General features: G+C 60.6%; 13 protein-coding genes and 1 tRNA gene. 5 read left to right on the forward strand and 9 right to left on the reverse strand.

Going from position 1 to position 17,595, the window contains the following annotated elements:
• Positions 1-373 precede the first annotated feature (373 nt).
• On the forward strand, positions 374-3,301 hold the full coding sequence (locus tag HDE78_RS03940; RefSeq protein WP_345776026.1) for a TonB-dependent receptor: 2,928 nt from the start codon (positions 374-376) through the stop codon (positions 3,299-3,301).
• Positions 3,302-3,418: 117 nt separating this feature from the next.
• Here HDE78_RS03940 and HDE78_RS03945 read toward each other — a convergent pair whose 3' ends face one another.
• The 3 genes from HDE78_RS03945 to HDE78_RS03955 form a co-directional block, all read right to left on the reverse strand.
• Positions 3,419-4,357 carry an alpha/beta hydrolase gene (locus HDE78_RS03945; protein ID WP_179477230.1) on the reverse strand — a complete coding sequence of 313 codons (939 nt, stop codon included), beginning with the start codon at positions 4,355-4,357 and terminating at the stop codon, positions 3,419-3,421.
• Complete coding sequence (locus HDE78_RS03950) at positions 4,354-5,913, reverse strand: NAD(P)/FAD-dependent oxidoreductase (protein ID WP_218862018.1); 1,560 nt, start codon at positions 5,911-5,913, stop codon at positions 4,354-4,356. Before HDE78_RS03950 ends, HDE78_RS03945 begins: the two co-directional genes overlap by 4 nt.
• A gap of 72 nt (positions 5,914-5,985) precedes the next feature.
• Positions 5,986-6,864, reverse strand: coding sequence for an SDR family NAD(P)-dependent oxidoreductase (locus HDE78_RS03955; RefSeq protein WP_179477232.1), 879 nt, complete (start codon positions 6,862-6,864; stop codon positions 5,986-5,988).
• A gap of 82 nt (positions 6,865-6,946) precedes the next feature.
• On the opposite strand from HDE78_RS03955, the gene HDE78_RS03960 reads away from it, so the two are divergent.
• Together HDE78_RS03960 and HDE78_RS03965 are read left to right on the forward strand one after the other, a co-directional pair.
• Positions 6,947-7,666 carry a TetR family transcriptional regulator gene (locus HDE78_RS03960; RefSeq protein WP_179477233.1) on the forward strand — a complete coding sequence of 240 codons (720 nt, stop codon included), beginning with the start codon at positions 6,947-6,949 and terminating at the stop codon, positions 7,664-7,666.
• Positions 7,667-7,692: 26 nt separating this feature from the next.
• The gene (locus tag HDE78_RS03965) at positions 7,693-9,321 is read left to right on the forward strand and encodes a CocE/NonD family hydrolase (protein WP_179477234.1); all 1,629 of its coding nucleotides are present in this window, start codon (positions 7,693-7,695) and stop codon (positions 9,319-9,321) included.
• 422 nt (positions 9,322-9,743) lie between these two features.
• Here HDE78_RS03965 and HDE78_RS03970 read toward each other — a convergent pair whose 3' ends face one another.
• Positions 9,744-10,574 carry an autoinducer binding domain-containing protein gene (locus HDE78_RS03970; RefSeq protein WP_179477235.1) on the reverse strand — a complete coding sequence of 277 codons (831 nt, stop codon included), beginning with the start codon at positions 10,572-10,574 and terminating at the stop codon, positions 9,744-9,746.
• On the opposite strand from HDE78_RS03970, the gene HDE78_RS03975 reads away from it, so the two are divergent.
• Positions 10,550-10,972: a DUF4902 domain-containing protein gene (locus HDE78_RS03975; RefSeq protein ID WP_255457617.1), complete on the forward strand. Its 423-nt coding sequence runs from the start codon at positions 10,550-10,552 to the stop codon at positions 10,970-10,972. The two genes, HDE78_RS03970 and HDE78_RS03975, sit on opposite strands and share 25 nt — an antisense overlap.
• Before the next feature lie 148 nt (positions 10,973-11,120).
• On the forward strand, positions 11,121-11,732 hold the full coding sequence (locus HDE78_RS03980; RefSeq protein WP_179477237.1) for an acyl-homoserine-lactone synthase: 612 nt from the start codon (positions 11,121-11,123) through the stop codon (positions 11,730-11,732).
• Positions 11,733-12,499: 767 nt separating this feature from the next.
• Here HDE78_RS03980 and HDE78_RS03985 read toward each other — a convergent pair.
• The 5 genes from HDE78_RS03985 to recA form a co-directional block, all read right to left on the reverse strand.
• Positions 12,500-12,592, reverse strand: a tRNA-Ser gene (locus tag HDE78_RS03985).
• Between the two features lie 73 nt (positions 12,593-12,665).
• Entirely contained in the window at positions 12,666-12,869 is a 204-nt protein-coding gene (gene csrA / locus HDE78_RS03990; protein WP_179477238.1) for a carbon storage regulator CsrA, read from the reverse strand.
• Between the two features lie 277 nt (positions 12,870-13,146).
• Positions 13,147-15,774, reverse strand: a complete 2,628-nt coding sequence (alaS, locus tag HDE78_RS03995; RefSeq protein ID WP_179477239.1) for an alanine--tRNA ligase — start codon at positions 15,772-15,774, stop codon at positions 13,147-13,149.
• An 86-nt stretch (positions 15,775-15,860) separates the two neighbouring features.
• Positions 15,861-16,361 carry a regulatory protein RecX gene (locus HDE78_RS04000; protein WP_255457618.1) on the reverse strand — a complete coding sequence of 167 codons (501 nt, stop codon included), beginning with the start codon at positions 16,359-16,361 and terminating at the stop codon, positions 15,861-15,863.
• Positions 16,362-16,441: 80 nt separating this feature from the next.
• Positions 16,442-17,479 (reverse strand): recombinase RecA, encoded by a 1,038-nt coding sequence (recA, locus tag HDE78_RS04005; RefSeq protein ID WP_179477555.1) that lies wholly within the window; start codon positions 17,477-17,479, stop codon positions 16,442-16,444.
• Positions 17,480-17,595 lie beyond the last annotated feature (116 nt).

Here is a 17,595-nt window from a genome sequence, read left to right on the forward strand (position 1 = left end):
GACAGCCAGCGCCCTCGCCGTGAGACGACCGGCTCGCCATAAAGAACGTTTTGTTATGTGCGTATGATGAATACTCATTGCATTTGGACGTCTAAATGTCCAAATCTTGTGTAGTATTTATCACGCAGCCAGCATCGTATCGACGATCGCCATAGGGGCGAAAGACTGCGGCTTTCTTGTTTGATCAGTCGGCATCCGTGCCGCGCAAGTCGTCGTTCGCCATCGACTCGACATCCATGTTTGAGCAAAACGCTCCGAGCTCAGCACACCTTTCCAGGCTTTCGAGAGTCCCACATTGAACAATAGAATAACGCCCAGGCCAAACGCCCTGGCAGCAGCACTAGGCTTTGCGATTTTCGTCGCCGCAGCACCGGTGTTCGCGCAATCGACCACGGGCAGCATTTTCGGCCAGGCACCGGTCGGCGCCAATGAAACTGTCCAGGTAAAAAGCAGCACCGGCATTTCGCGCGTGGTGAATGTAGACAACCACGGCCGCTATAGCGCAGGCGAACTGCCTCTGGGTACGTACACCGTCGTGCTACTGCGCGACGGCAAGACGATCGATACGCGCAGCGACATTAGCTTGCGCGTCGGCGGCGGCACGGAGGTATCGTTTCAGCCAGCGGCGGTCAAGAATCTCAATGCGGTGACAGTCAGCGCCAATCGCCTGCCGCCGATCGATGTCACCAGCGTCGATTCACGCACGGTAATCACCTCCGCCCAACTCGCGCAGCTGCCACTGGGCCGCTCGGCCGAAGCCATCGCGCAGCTGGCACCTGGCGTGGTGAACAATAGCGGCGGCTACGTGGGGCCGACGGGACAATCGCTGGTGAGCTTTGGCGGTTCCGCCGCCAGCGAGAACGCGTATTACGTCAACGGTTTCAACACGACCGATCCGCAGCGCGGCTTCGGTGGAATCACGCTGCCATACGGTGCCATTGAGCAGCAGGAAATCTATACCGGTGGCTACAGCGCGCGATATGGCCGCTCCGACGGCGGCGTGATCAACATGGTCGGCAAGAGCGGCACCGACCAGTGGCATTTCGGCGGGCAGGTGCTGTGGGAGCCCGAGTTTGCGCATGCCGACGGCACCAATACCTACTACACCAACGGGCTTCCCGCCTCGCCGGTCGCCGGCAATCTGTACGACCCCAACAGCAAGAATCGTCAGTGGACCAAGACCTACGATGCCTATGTCGGTGGCCCGCTGATCAAGGACAAACTGTTTCTTTTCCTTGCGGCCGAAACGTCGACTCAGAATGGCGACACGGTCAACAATGTGTCCTATGCGCAACCCTACGTGCGCTACCAGTATCAGCAGCCCAAATGGTACGGCAAGCTGGACTGGAACATCACCGACAGCAATATCCTTGAAGTCACGGGTGCCTCGAACAAGAATCAGACCAACGGCAGCGTGTACAACTACGACTACAACGCGCTGAAGCCCGGCAGCTTCATCAACTATGCCGACAGCATCAAGACCGGCGGCGACGTCTATACGGCCAAGTTCACCAGCTACATCACCGACAGCCTCACGCTGACCACCACCTACGGCAAGATGAAAACCGTCAACTACGATGCGCCGGGCGGTTACGACGGCAGCCTGACCTATCTGAGCAACGTTCAGTATCAGAACCCCGCTTTCAACAACGGCACGCCGATCAGCAACAGTCAGATCACGCAGTCGCTGTACAACGCCAACCGCCATGATGTCAGCAACAATCTGCGCCTCGACCTGACCTACCAGCTCGGCCAGCACGCCATTTCGTTCGGCATCGACAATCAGAACTCGCGCGCCATCGACCAGGGCAGCCAGACCTCGGGACCGGGCTACTATTGGGGTTACGCCTACACCACCACGCCGACAGTGCCGCTGATCCCCAATCTGGGCGTGGGCGCGCCCGCGAATTATCCGAACGGCGCCTCCGGCTATTACGCGATCCAGTACATCAACAGCTCAATCGCCAGCGTGCGCTCGGCCCAACGCGCGCAGTATGTCGAGGACAAATGGCAGGTCAGCGATCGCTGGCTGCTCTCGCTGGGCCTGCGCAACGACCAGTTCACCGACTACAACGCGGACGCACAGTCGTACATCCGCCAGACCACACCACAGTGGGCGCCGCGCCTGGGCTTCAGCTGGGACGTGAACGGCGACGCCAGCTTCAAACTCTACGGCAACGCAGGACGCTACTACCTCGGCCTACCGCTCAACCCCTCCCTGAACGCCGCAGGCGCTTACGTTTCTACCCAGCAATACTTCACTTATAGCGGTATCGCCGCCGATGGCACGCCTACAGGCCTCACGCCCTTCTCCAACGCCGTGTCGTCCAACAACACCTACGGCGTGCTGCCCGACCCAAAAACGGTGACGGCGCAGAACCTGAAGTCGGAGTATCAGGACGAATTCATCCTGGGCTTCACCAAGACGATCAGCGACCAATGGGTGTATGGCGCCAAACTGACGCAGCGCATTCTGCGCAACGCCATCGACGACTATTGCGACGTCACGGCGATCGAGAACAAGGCCGCCACATTGGGTTACGACGTCAATGCGACCAACAGCTGCTATCTGATCAATCCCGGCCGCGCCAATACGTTTACCGTGGCCGATACCGGCGGCACCTACCGCAGTGTGACCCTCACCAATGCCGACGCCGGCTTTCCGCCATTGAAGCGCCAGTACTACGGCCTGGAAACCTTTCTGGAGCATCCGTTCGACGGCACGTGGTACGGCAAGATCGACTACGTGTTTTCACGCAGCTACGGCGATACCGAAGGCCAGCTGCGCTCCGATATTCAACAGACCGCTGCATCCACCAGCATCGACTGGGATTTCCCGGCGCTGATGTCGTACAGCAACGGCGCGCAGAGCAACGATCACACGCATCAGATCAAGATCTTCGGCTACTACCAGCTCACGCCCGAGTGGCAGATCTCAGGCAACATCCAGATTGAATCGGGCAACCCACGCAACTGCCTGGGCTACTACGGCCCCAACCAGACCGATCCGGATGGCTACGGCAGCTACTACCACTGGTGCGGCGGCCAGCCGTCGCCGCCTGGCACGTATCGTCTGCCGTGGAACAAGCAGGTGGACGTGGGTGCAACCTACCGACCGAGTTTCGGCGAGGGCAAGCTGGCGTTCTCGGTGAATGTCTTCAATCTCTTCAATAGCCAGACCATCCTCAACGCCTACCCGTTCTTTCAAATCTCGCCCGGTACGCCCGATCCACTCTACGGCTCCGCCGTGGTGCGGCAGCAGCCTCGTTACGTGCGGCTGAGCGCGACTTACGATTACTGATGACAGCGGCGCTAAGCGGAGGCCTCGCCATCCTTGATGCATGGAGCTGAACACGCCGGCGCCCACTGCGGGATGTAAACACTTCGCTTCATCCAGGAACGGATGAAGCGAAATCGTTCAACCGCCGGCAATGGCCAGCAGCCATTCCGTCGTCAAGGCCGGCACGGTCACCGGCAGCATATGGCCACCGCCGTCCACCAGTTTCAGCGTGGCGTGCGGAATTTTCTGCGTCAGCGCCTCACCGTGCTGCCGATAATCGAGGACCTGATCCTGTCGGCCGTAGAGCACGTCGATCGGCATTCGTAGCGTGCCGTACCGGCTTTCCATGGTCGGCAGATCCTCGGCTGTGGCCAGCATGTCGGACGAAGCCGCGTAAAAACTGTTCGGGCGAAGCCCGAGCAGGCCACCGCCCTTGGTTCGAAAATCCTTCGGCACCGGCTCCGGCCCAAAGACAAAGGCCAACACTTCGGGGCCTTTGCGAATGGACAGCGGCGTGGCGAGCGTGTGGGCGATCGCACGGCGCATCAGCGGCGAGGGAATCATCAGGCCGCGAAAGGATTCCGGTGGTTCGCTCTGCGTGTGCGTCAACGGTGCGACAAGAGCCAATCGTGAAATGGACTGCGGATGATTCAGCCCTACCGCCAGCGCAATCGCGCCACCCAGCGAATGACCGACCAGCAGCGGCTTGTCGAGCTTCAACGCCTCGATGAAAGCGGCAACGGTCGCGGCCTGATTGACGATGGTGGCTGACGAGCCCTCCCCGCGCGTGGAATAACCCGCACCCGGACGGTCAATCAAAATCACCCGATGCGATCGCGCCAGCTTCTGCAGATCGAGATAGGCAAAGTTGAGCAGCTGGCCGCTCAGTCCGTGCACCAGCACGATCGGCGAACCGCTGCCTTGCTCGACGTAGTGAATGCGATCGCCGCCGATATCGATAAAACGGCCGCACGGCGGCAGCGCCTTCTCGACCTTGGCGGCGATATACGCGGAGAACGCGACCAGTGCCGCGATCACCACAACGAGCAAAATGACGATGGAAAGAATAACGGTCACAGGCTGGCACTCGCTTTGGCTGGCTGGCGGGGCTCACGGTTGGCGGAACTCTTCGACACCCGGCGTCGCTCGAACTGCATCGCACCATCTTCGAGTTTGCCGTAGCGAAAAGCGGCGAGGTCACGCGCATAGTTCTGGTGGTAGATCCAGGGCTTGTGCACGCCCTGCTTCGGCAGCTGCGCGGCGGCCCGCTGGATATAGCCTGAGGTAAGGTCGACCGCCGGCTGCGTGCCGGCGTCGGCGCTGTCGAGCACCGGCACGCAAGTGTCGTAGCCGCCGACCTTCATGTGCTCGATCAAACGGCACACGTACTTCGCCACCAGCTCGGCTTTAAGCGTCCACGACGCGTTGGTATAACCGAACGTCGATGCAAGATTCGGCACGCCGCTGGTCATCATGCCCTTGTAAGACACCGTGTCACCGAGATTGATCGTTTTACCATCGACCGTGATGGTCGCGCCGCCGAGCAATTTCAATTTCAGGCCTGTTGCGGTCACGATGATGTCGGCATCGAGCTGCTCACCGCTGCGCAGGCGCAGCCCGGTGCTGTTGAAGGATTCGATTTCGTCGGTCACGATGGATGCCTTGCCCGCGCGAATCGCCTTGAACAGATCGCCATTGGGGATCACGCACAGGCGCTGGTCCCACGGCTTGTAGCGCGGCGTCAGATGCTTGCCCACATCGAAATCCGGGCCAAGCTGCTTGGCCGCCATTTTCAAAATGGCCTTCTTGGCCGCGTCGGGCTTGCGCCGTGCGTAGTTGTACAGATACATGCTGAGCAGCACATTCTTGGTGCGGATCAGCCGGTGCGCGATCTTCGAGGGAAACCAGCTGCGCAGCTTGTCGGCGATCGCGTCGCGCGACGGCAGCGCGAAAATATACGTAGGCGAGCGCTGCAGCATGGTGACGTGCTCGGCCGTTGCAGCCATGGTCGGCACCAGCGTAACCGCGGTGGCGCCGCTGCCGATCACCACCACGCGCTTGTTCGCATAAGCGAGATCGGCCGGCCAGTGCTGCGGATGGACGATCTGCCCGCCGAATTGATCCATCCCCGGCCACTTCGGCTCATGCCCGGTTTCGTAGTCGTAATAGCCGCTGCACATGTAGAGAAAGCTGCAGCTGTAACGCAGCTGCTCGCGACAGCCGTCGACCGTGCGCTCCACCAGCACGCTCCAGCTCGCGGTCGCCGAGTTCCAGTCGGCGCCGAGCATCTTGTGCTCAAACTGGATCTTCTTGTCGATACCGAACTCGTGCGCGGTGTCCTTCACGTAGTCGAGGATGTTCTGACCCTCGGCAATCGCCTTGTCGCCCTGCCACGGGCGGAAGCTGAAGCCCAGCGTATACATGTCCGAGTCGGAGCGCACGCCGGGGTAGCGAAACAGATCCCACGTGCCGCCCAGTGTCGTGCGGCTTTCCAGAATGGCGAAGCGCGTCGACGGCAGCCGATCCTGCAAATGGAAGGCCGCAGCGATGCCCGATAGCCCGGCGCCCACGATTAGCATGTCGTAGTCGACCTCGGTACTAGCCGGCGCACCGGATGATTTGAATTCGCTCATCGATATCATGCGATCTCTCCTGGCGAGGTTTGCTTGCCGCCGTGATTTGGACGGCCATACAAAACGGTGGATTCAATCGCCCGCAGGCGGCGCACTGCTGCTTTTCGCTGGACTACCCAGCATGCTGCGCGCGCGTCGAAGCACCAGCACCTGATACGCCGAACCCAGCAAGCGAATCAACTTGTCCATCACCCATGCATCCTTGCCCACCAGCACGCGACGCGCGTTTTTCTCCACCCCGGCAAGAATCTGCAGCGCTGCGGCGTCTGGCGTGGTGACGTTGATCAGCCGATTGGCGCGACGGCGGTGGGTTTCCTCATCTAGTCCGGTGGCGTCGACAATCTGCTTGTCGATGCGCGACGAGTTCACGATATTCGTGGCCACGCCGCCGGGGTGGATACTGGTTGCGCTGACCGGTGCACCCTCCAGTTCCAATTCCATACGCAGCGCTTCGGTGTAGCCGCGCACGGCGAACTTGCTGGCGTTATAGGTGCTCTGGGTCGGCATGGCCATGAGACCGAACAGGCTCGATAGATTGATCACATGGCCTTCGCCGGAGGCGCGCAGATAGGGCAGAAACGCCTGCGTACCGTGCACCACGCCCCAGAAGTTGATGCCCATGATCCATTCGAAATCTTCGATGGTCGCCGTGGCCGCCGAGGCGGTATGCGCCACACCGGCGTTGTTGAAGATCAGATTGATCTTGCCGTGCGCGGCGTTCGACAGGCGTGCCCACTCGAATACCGCCGCCCGGTCGGATACGTCCAACATTTGGGTCGTTACCTTCACCGCGTGTGTTGCGCACAGCGCTGCGGTTTCCTGCAGGCCCGCCTCGTTGCGATCGCTGAGCGCCAGAGCGCAGCCGCGCCGGGCCAGCTCGACGGCGAGACTGCGGCCCATCCCCGATGCCGCGCCGGTGATAGCAGCGACCTTGCCCTTGAAGATCTGCACTGGACATTCCTCAACCACCACGCAAGTGTGGTGTTACGTGTCACCACTTTAAATTTTGCTCTTTCTGCTGTCAAATGAACGCATGAAAAAAACTGCTGAACCCCAAGCTGCCGGCCGGCCCTACGGCGGCGTCGCCCACGAGGACCGTGCCGCCGAGCGGCGCCAGGCGTTGATCCAGGCGGCGACCCAGGTGTTCGGCACGTTCGGATTTCGCAAGGCGACCGTGCGCGCCATCTGCCAGCAAGCCCGATTGAACGATCGTTATTTCTACGCGGCGTTCGACAGCACCGACCACCTGCTGCGCGCGACCTATGAACACCACGCCCAGCGGCTGCACGCAGCGCTGCAGCAGGCGATAGAGAGCCAGGGCGAACGCCTTGAAGAACGCATCGATGCCGGTCTGCGCGCATTTTTCGCTTTTTTACGCGATACCTGCGCGGCGCGCGTGCTGATGCTCGAAGTGATGGGCATCAACGCGGAAACCGACGCCACCTATCAGCGCAATTTGTCCGAATTCGCCAAGCAGATCATTGCCTCGGCCGACCCGACCACGCAGAACGCGCTGGGCGATCACGCCGATCAGCGCATTGTCGGCATGGCGCTGGTCGGCGCAATGACCAACGCAGGCACGGCCTGGCTGCTCTCGGGTTATCGCGACTCCGAAGAAAAGATGGTGCGCAACTGCAGCCAGGTATTGCTGGGAACTTACGCCTACGCCATCAAGCAGGCCCGTAACAGCCGATCGAACCGCGCCGCGCTGAACCATGCTGCCGTAAAAAACACCTCGCGAGTGCGACGCTAGGCGTAACCCAACGTCGCGAGACCCGCATGCTGCTCGATCGCCTTTTGAAACTGCCGCCACGCACGTCGCGCACCGTTCGGCATCGCGATGTGCGCATGACAATGCGCGATGGCGTGAGCCTTCTCGGTGACGTCTATCTCCCGGCAGAGCCATCGGGTCAGCCAACCGTATTGTTGCGCTCGCCGTACGGCCGCGGCAGCGTTTTCGGCCTGATGGCGCAGGCCTTTGCCAACCGCGGATATGCAACTGTCATCCAAAGCTGCCGCGGCACATTCGGCTCCGAGGGTCGCTTTCATCCCTTTTTCCAGGAGTCTGCCGACGGCATCGATACGGTGAGCTGGATCGAAAACCAGCCTTGGTTTGCCGGCCGTTTAGGCCTTTATGGCGGCAGCTATATGGGACAAGTGCAGTGGGCGATGGCGGCCGAATTGGGCGATCGCCTTTCCGCCATGGCCATGAGCGTCACCACCAGCGATTTTCAAGAAGCCATCCACGACGGCGGCGGCTTTCGGCTGCAGGATCTGCTGGTCTGGGCGCACCTGCTGGAGCATCAGGAGCGCAGCCATCGCTTGCGTAACGCCATCCGCGAACGTCTATTCGGCGATCCGCTTAAACGCTACTACGCTCGGTTGCCGGTCCACACCATCGACGTCGACGCGCTGGGCAGGCGGGTCGATTTCTGGCGCGAGTGGGCCACAGGCAACCCGCAGGACGAGCGCTGGGCGCCGATTCGTTTCACCGACACGATCGACCGCATCAAAACGCCGGTCAGCATGGTCACCGGCTGGTCGGATTTTTTATTCGCCTACCAGATGCGCGACTTTCAGGCGCTGAGGGCGTGCGGCTGCACGGCACGAATGACCGTCGGCCAGTGGACGCACTCGAGCATCGGTATGATCGGCGAAAGCCTGCGTGACGCACTGGAGTGGTTCGACATCCATCTCAAAGGTGCGAGGCCGGCGCGGGCGCAAGACCTCGATCGGGTGAAATTCTGGTTCAACGGGCCGAATGAATGGCGCTCGACAACCACATGGCCGCCGACCGATATCCGGACAACGCAACTTGCCCTGAGCGCCGACGGCCGCCTTTCCGATAACCACGTGACCCCTGGCGTTCGTTCATTCACCTACGATCCATCCGACCCGACGCCCAGCGTGGCCGGCCCCATGCTGGCGAACCGCAAAGGTCGCGGCGACGTTCGCACGCTCTGTGCGCGCAGCGATGTGTTGAGCTTCGACGGCCCAGCCCTCGAGCAAGCCCTCGACCTTATCGGCGATATTCGCGTGACGTTGACCACGTCATCCAGCAGACCGCATCACGATCTTTTTGTCTGCCTGTGCGATGTCGACGCTTGGGGGCGCACCGTCAACATCACCGACGGCTACACCAGGCTTCGACCATCGTCATCGCCTGACGCAAGCCCTCGCACAACCGTGCTCAAGACGTCCCCTGTCGCGTGGCGAGTGCCTCCCGGTCACCATCTGCGGCTGCTGGTATCCGGCGGTGCCTTCCCTCGATTTGCGCGCAACTTCGGCATGGATGAAAACGACGGCGGCGACGGCACGATGGCGCCAGTCGAAATCACCCTGCATTGCATCTCGGCCGACGCCTGTTTGCTGACTTTTTCAAGTAAAGCCGCCACATCAGCTCAGTGAAGCCGTGCATGGATGACCTGTGCATTGGCACCCCACCATCGCCATACGCAACCAAGCATCGAGCCGACTGGCCAGTGGATCCGAGGCCCTATTCATAGCCCCGCACAATGTCCGCGAGTTTGAGGGGCATCCATCGTGGTGTACCGCACGAACCGCTTCGGGTTTCGCTGCAAGCCGCGAAACCCGCATACAAAAATACCAGGCCGATGTGTCACCGGCCTGGTACGTTTGAATCAACTCATATATGCCTAACGACGGGGCACACAATCTCGAAAACGACTCAGCATGCTGACCGAGCAATAGAATCGGCTTGGCTCTATCGATGTTCGCTCCGATCGGGCTGCTTCGGCAGAGGCAATGGCATGCACCCGCCACTGGAATCGAAGGCTAAACCACCATACAAACCTTGCCGATCTTCGCCATCAGAGAATATTGAACAAGAAAGCCTTGGTTACGGCTTGGACTTTATTCGTCGCATTGAGTTTGGCAAGGGTGCTCGTGATATGAAACGTCACGGTACGCGCGGAGATTCCGAGAATGGTCCCAATTTCATCCGCTGTTTTCCCACCCGCGCTCCAACGCAAAACTTCAAGCTCGCGCTCGGTAAGTCGGTGATCGATATCCGCCCCCCATTCCTTGGTTTCAATCGCACTGATGAGACCATGGGTTACGTGGGAGAGCCAAACAAGCTGCGGTTCGATATCCGACAGTTCTCGCGCGCTGACTTTGTCGTGACTTCGTGCGAGAGAAAGCATTCCGGTGGTCATGAATTTGCCATGCGTGGCGAGCGCCCATCCATGCTGAACACCATGCGCCCTCGCCTCCTCCCAAAACTCCGGCTGGTCCCGGGACTCCCCGCTCGCCCAGACCACGGGGGCAAGGTCGCGAGAAGCTTGCTGAATGAGTGGATCCGTCTCTAAGTAATGATGTGAAAAATAGTGATCCAACCACTTATCCGGATAAGTGCTCGACCAGGTCACCGTGGGACTGCCGATAGGAAACGGCACACGAAGCACATAGGAACAGTACTCGAACCCCATTTTATCAACGATGGCGGCAAGTTCCTTCAAAATGCCGTCAGACGACGACGCCTTCGAAGACAATAGGTCCAGGCAATCTTCACGCCAAGTCTTCACACTGAACGATTCCCCTAATACTGTTCTTTCTAGCAGTTTGTTACCTTCCCAACTGCAGCTACGGTGTAGCGCCGCATCGACCCGGAGGCGCCATGAGGCTGCCAGCCCCATCAACATCGAAAGTCGCCCAAATCTGTTTGGACGGCTATATTCGTATGACCTTCGAAGTCTTTACCGGACTCGAGTTTACTCTTCGAAAGTCCTGGGAAGACAGCACTCTCAATGACGACCTTCGCCATGAAGGTATCGAAACCCACCACGCAGGCTACTGCGAATGGGAAACCGATGCCACACGAGCCGTCAGCATCGGATGGGCCTGGTTTGAGTGTCCCAATGGAACGCATGCCATTGCGCCAGGCGGCATCAGTACGAACGTGATGCTCATCACACCAAAAACCGGCTACGACTTGGGGCAGGCGAAAACGGAAGAGCTACTGCAAGCATGGCTTAGTGGTGAACCCTGGCAACCCAAGGAATGCGCACCGCCCTTGGCTATGAACCGTTTGTCGTCATAAAAACGCGACCACCTTACCCAACCAGAACCGCTACGCCTGGGTTAAAGCGTCGACATTTGAGCCAAAGTCAACTGTATGAGCTTCCAGTTATTCGTACCTGGGGAATCTCCTCCAATGCCGTCAATCCCCCTTTGTGGAGTAACGGCACATGTTTACAGTGGCAACTGGAACGGAAAGCGAGCTTCCCATCGGCCTCGAAATAGCGCTCGCCGCGTATCGGTATGAAGTCTTCATCAAGGCACTGCAATGGCAGCTGCCCGTCGAAAATGGTTTGGAGCGCGATCAGTTCGACCGACCGGACACACTATACGTCGTCGTCGGAGATGCCAATGGCATTGTGTGTGGTTGTGCGCGCCTGCTGCCAACGACCAAGCCCTACTTGCTCGATGAGGTGTTCCCGGAACTGATGAATGGCTCACCAGCGCCCCACTCCCCCGACACCTGGGAGCTGTCGCGCTTTTCAACGATGGCCCCCGGCGAATCGACTGCGCCTTCCCGGGAAGAGGCCAGGCGACGCTTTTGCTCCTTGTTCGCGTCGGTGGTTGAGGTCGCCTGCGCACAAGGTGCAACCCGCCTCATTACCTTCACCGCCCTTGGAGTCGAGCGAATTCTCAGAAGCATTGGCATACATGCGCACCGAGTTGGACCACCCCAGATGATTGATGACAAGCCCGTGCTCGCACTCTGGATTGAACTGGATGATAGGACCCGAAAGGCTTTGGGCTTACCCGCTATACCGGTAACTGCTAGCGAACAGTAAAAAAATACCCAGTCGAGGTCACCTCGACTGGGTATTTTTAGTCGTTCAATGTCGGTCAAATCCCGCCGAATCCTTGGTCCATTCCTTAGGACCGCCGACGTCTGAATTAAAAACTCAATGCCAAACCGGGGCTACTGCAAGAAATGACAGGTATCAAATGTGCTCTGCACTGCGGTAGGACGACTTACAGAGCCAACCGGCTTAAAGTGTAGGCCGCACCAGAACGCCAAAGCTTGTCTTCAAAAGGCGTTAGCACAAGCGCAGTACCAGCACTGGAGAGGTTCGCTCTCTGTTAATCAGTGAACCTGCTGCCAATGGTCCGCATCGCGCTTATCCGGTACTTTCCGCCCTCGTCTGGCCTGAATCGACTAGCAAGAATCGTTACAGCTCGATCCCATGAAGAGATTGGGCGTGAAGAAGCGTTTCCGAAGGACAGATCATCGGCTTACCGCGCGAAGCGGAGTCCGATCGGCAATAAGAGAGCTATGCCATTGGCTTGTCGGAGGCCATCTCTATCTGTCCGTAGCGCAGCAAATTCGGCGGATGACGGGGCGGCGCTACTCATTCTAAAACGCTTGCTCAAACGCTTACGACTACTGACCGACATCAATACGACTGGCCTAGGCCAAAGGTTTTAGCATACTGTAAAGTTTTGCAAAGCTTTCAAATGATGCATGAGCAACGGAACCCATGGGTTCCGATTCGCATCTCGACGACTCGCTCCCAGACCACAAAAAAGCCTTGAATAATCAAGGCTTTATGTAAACTGGCGGAGAGAGAGGGATTCGAACCCTCGATAAGGCTTTTGACCCTATACTCCCTTAGCAGGGGAGCCCCTTCGGCCACTCGGGCATCTCTCCATAATTCTCCACATCGCTGTGGAGCCGGCAAGGATACCGATCGACGTCATCAAGGTAAAGACTTGATGCTCAATCAGTGCTCGACGGCCTCATCGGCAGGACCGTCCGTACCACCTTCGCCCTTGATGCGCTGGTAAATTTCCTCACGATGCACCGCGACGGTCTTGGGAGCATTGATGCCTATGCGCACCTGATTGCCCTTGACGCCCAGAACGGTGACGGTCACCTCGTCGCCGATCATCAGGGTTTCGCCGACCCTGCGGGTCAGAATCAACATGATTGTTACTCCATAATTTTTTGTGTCATGGGCCTGTCGACCGATGGGCGCCTCACCCCTGAGCCTCCATCTGTCCACAATTCGACGATTGATCCATCGAAGGCCCTACCGCCTTCCCGGTTCACAGCCCTGACCCTAATGATTAGCTGTCATGACCGGCGACGCTACCGTTGCTTTGGTAACGTCGACATTCGACTGATACTAGCCGAGCGCCGGTATCCCGCGCAATGCGTCTGAACGATGACAAGGGGCATAACGCAACGTTTTCAGCCCCCGGTCAGTGGCTGGAAATCCACTGCGGTAGTTCAGCCAGCAGCTTGGGCAGTCCAGGGGCATCCGCACCGCCGCCCTGAGCCATGTCCGGCCTGCCGCCGCCTTTGCCGCCGATCTGTGACGCGATATGGGCGACGATATCGCCAGCCTTGATGCGCCCAAGCGCCTTGCCGTGCACGCCGGCAATCAGCGAGACGCGACCATCCGCCGCGCCCGCCAGCAGCACCACGCAATCGCCGAGCTGCTGCTTGAGTTGATCAACGCCATCGCGCAGCGACTTGGCATCGAGCCCTTCCAGCCTCGCGGCGACGACCTTGATCCCATCGACGTCCTGCGCCGTCACCGCAAGATCGGCGATGGCCGAACCGGCCGACTTGCTGCGCAGCGACTCCAGCTCGCGCTCGAGCTTTTTCTGCCGATCGAAGATCTGCCGCAGTTTTTCGACAGCGTCATCGCCGCTGCTGGACAAAAGATGCGAGAGTTCGCCCAGGCGACGCTCCTCGTCAGCCACGTAAGCCAGCGCACCGTCGCCGGTGACCGCCTCGATCCGGCGCACGCCGGAGGCCACGCCCGCCTCGCTGACGATCTTGAACAGGCCGATGTCGCCGGTACGGCTGACGTGCGTGCCGCCGCACAACTCGGTGGAAAAATCGCCCATCTTCAGCACCCGCACTTCGGCGCCGTATTTTTCGCCGAACAAGGCCATGGCGCCGAACTCGATCGCCTCGTCATACGCCATGTTGTGGATTTCAGCCTCGGCGTTGCGACGCACTTCGGCATTCACCATCGCTTCGACCGCGGCCAGCTCCTCGCGACTCATCGGCTTGAAATGCGAGAAGTCGAAACGCAGCCGCTCGGCCGCCACCAGCGAACCTTTCTGGGTGACGTGATCGCCCAGCACCTTGCGTAGGGCCGCATGCAGCAGATGCGTGGCCGAGTGGTTGAGTACGATGGACTGCCTGCGCAATGCGTTAACGCTGGCCTCGACCACGTCGCCGGTGCGCAGCGGCTGGGCGCCATGCCAGCGACCCGCGTGGCCGAAGAACACGCCGCCCATCTTCAGCGTATCGCGCACTTCGAGCCGGCCGGCGGTAGTGATCAGCTCACCGGTATCGCCCACCTGCCCGCCCGACTCGGCGTAGAACGGCGTGCGGTCGAGTATCAACAAGCCCTCTTCGCCATCGGCCAGCTCGCTCACCTGCTTGCCGTCGCGCACGATGCCGACGACCTTGCTGGCATCGCTGTACATCGCGTCGTAACCGAGAAATACGGTGGGCTTGAGCTGGCTGGCCAGGTCGGCGGGCATCAGTCCCTTCGCCTCGAAGCGGCCCGCCGCACGGGCGCGCTCGCGCTGCTCGTTCATGGCCTTGTCGAAGCCGTCCATATCCACCTCGAGCCCGCGCTCGCGCGCGATGTCGGCCGTGAGGTCGACAGGAAAACCGTAGGTGTCGTAAAGGCGGAAGGCGTCGGCGCCGGGTATCGTCTTGCCAGATTTTCCGGCCACGTCATCGAACACTCGCATGCCGTGTTCCAGCGTCTCGCCGAATCGCTGCTCCTCGGTGCGCAGCGCCTCTTCGACGAACGACTGCTTAGCGGCCAGTTCGGGATAGGCCTGGCCCATCTCCTCGACCAGCGGCTGCACCATCTTCCAGAAGAAGTCGCCGCGCACGCCAAGCATCCAACCGTGGCGCAAGGCGCGCCGGATGATACGGCGCAGCACGTAGCCACGGCCTTCGTTGGACGGCAGCACGCCGTCGACAATCAGGAACGCGCAGGCGCGGATATGATCGGCGATCACGCGCAGCGACTTGTTGCCCAGATCTGTCGTGCCGGTGAACTTGCCGGCTTCGGCAATCAGATGCGCGAACAGATCGATTTCGTAATTGGAATGCACGTGCTGCAGCACCGCGGCCAGCCGCTCCAGGCCCATGCCGGTATCGACGCAGGGTGCCGGCAGCGGGCTCAGCGTGCCGTCGGGCGCGCGGTCGAACTGCATAAACACCAAGTTCCAGATTTCGATATAGCGGTCGCCGTCCTCGTCCGGCGAACCCGGCGGCCCGCCGGCAATATCCGCGCCATGGTCGAAAAAGATTTCCGTACACGGACCGCACGGGCCGGTATCGGCCATTTGCCAGAAGTTGTCCGAGGCAAACGGTGCGCCCTTGTTGTCGCCGATGCGCACGATGCGCTCGGCCGGCACGCCGATCTGCGTGTGCCAGATATCGAAGGCCTCGTCGTCGGTGTGATAGACCGTGACCCAGAGCTTCTCGGCCGGCAGCTTGAACACGCCGGTCAGCAGCTCCCAGGCGAAATGGATCGCGTCGCGCTTGAAATAGTCGCCGAACGACCAGTTGCCCAGCATCTCGAAAAACGTGTGGTGGCGCGCGGTATAGCCCACGGCATCCAGATCGTTGTGCTTGCCGCCGGCGCGCAGGCAGCGCTGCACGTCCGCCGCACGGACGTAGCCCGGCTTCTCGCTGCCGAGAAACACGTTCTTGAACTGCACCATGCCCGAGTTGGTGAACAGCAGCGTCGGATCGCTGGACGGTACCAGCGAGCTGGACGGCACGATGGTATGACCCTTGGAGCGGAAATAATCGAGAAAGGTAGAGCGGATTTCGGAGGTTTTCATTCGAATCGTCGTTGCCATCGGTCGGGAGGCCACACCGCGCGCGAGCCCACGCGATGGACCCTGGCATCATCGCAGGATGATGGATTTCAGGGGCTGTCGTCGGCGGCTTCGTCCACGTCGGCGTGGGTAACACTCCGTACTGTGGAGCCGTCAAAGCCCCGGCGCAAGAGGAACTGCGCCCGCTTGGCGCGTTCGGCAGGGTCGGCGACGCCCACACTGCCATAGCGGCGGCGCAGCTGGGACGAGGCCGACGCGATCCAGTCGACTTCTGCGTCATTCAACAATGCGCGGATTCTGGCATCGCTGAGGCCATGGGTTTTCAGCTCCATGCGCAGTCGCATCGGGCCGTAACCCTGGGCGATCCGGCTGCGCAGCAGCACTTCGCCAAAGCGGTCGTCGTCCTGATACTGCTGCTCGCCCAGGCGCTCGATCGCCTCGGTGGTTTCCTCGCCCTCGTAGCCGCCCTGGCGTAGCTTGGTTTTCAGCTCGCGCTTGGAATGCTCGCGCCGCGCCAGCAGGCCCAGCGCCTTGTCGTAGGCGCTACGCTTGGGCTTGGCCGGGTCATCGGAGCCTGGGGAGCGTTTCATGGGGTTACCTCCGCCACAAACGCACATGGCCCGGACGAGCCGGGCCATGTTGCCTGCCTTGAAGCGTCAGGAGGCAAGACTCACGCTTCCTCGAGCGCCTCTTCGGCCGCGGCGGCGGCCGGCTTGCCGACCGGCACCAGCAGGCGCTCGCGCAGCTGGGCGTCGACTTCGTTGGCGATGGCCGGATTGTCGCGCAGGAACTGGCGCACGTTTTCCTTGCCCTGGCCGATGCGGTCGCCCTTGTAGCTGTACCAGGCACCGGACTTGTCGATCAGGTTCTGGGCCACGCCCAGCTCGATGATCTCGCCTTCGCGCGACGTACCTTCGCCGTAGAGGATTTCGAACTCGCACTGGCGGAACGGCGGCGCCACCTTGTTCTTGACCACCTTCACGCGGGTTTCCGAACCGATGATCTCGTCGCCGCGCTTCACCGCGCCGATGCGGCGAATATCCAGGCGCACCGAGGCATAGAACTTAAGTGCGTTGCCGCCAGTGGTGGTTTCCGGGCTGCCGAACATCACGCCGATCTTCATGCGGATCTGGTTGATGAAGATCACCAGCGTGCCGGATTTCTTGATGTTGGCGGTGAGCTTGCGCAGCGCCTGGCTCATCAGGCGAGCGTGCAGGCCGACGTGGGAGTCACCCATCTCGCCCTCGATTTCAGCCTTCGGCGTCAATGCGGCGACCGAGTCGACCACGACCATGTCGACCGCGCCCGAGCGCACCAGCATGTCGGCGATTTCCAGCGCTTGCTCACCCGTATCGGGCTGCGACACCAGCAGGTCGTCCACTTTCACGCCGAGCTTTTCGGCGTAGGTGGGGTCGAGCGCGTGCTCGGCGTCGATGAAGGCCGCGGTGCCGCCGGCGCGCTGGCAGCTGGCGATGGCCTGCAGGGTCATCGTGGTTTTGCCCGACGACTCCGGCCCGTAGATTTCCACCACGCGGCCGCGCGGCAGGCCGCCGACGCCGAGTGCGATATCCAGCCCGAGCGAGCCGGTAGACACGGTTTCGATGGCTTCGTTGACACGGTCGCCCATGCGCATGATCGCGCCCTTGCCGAACTGCTTTTCGATCTGGCCGAGCGCGGAAGTGAGTGCCTTGCGCTTATTGTCATCGATCGTCATGGTCTTGAATTCCGGTTGGTCTGAAAGAGGTGTCGCTGAAAGACGGGTGGGTCACTGGAGAGGATCATGCCCGGCGCGGGTCTCACGGGCTGCGATCACGGCGGATCGTT

Origin of the sequence: Rhodanobacter sp. K2T2, assembly GCF_013408815.1 — a bacterium.
Classification (GTDB): Bacteria; Pseudomonadota; Gammaproteobacteria; order Xanthomonadales; family Rhodanobacteraceae; genus Rhodanobacter.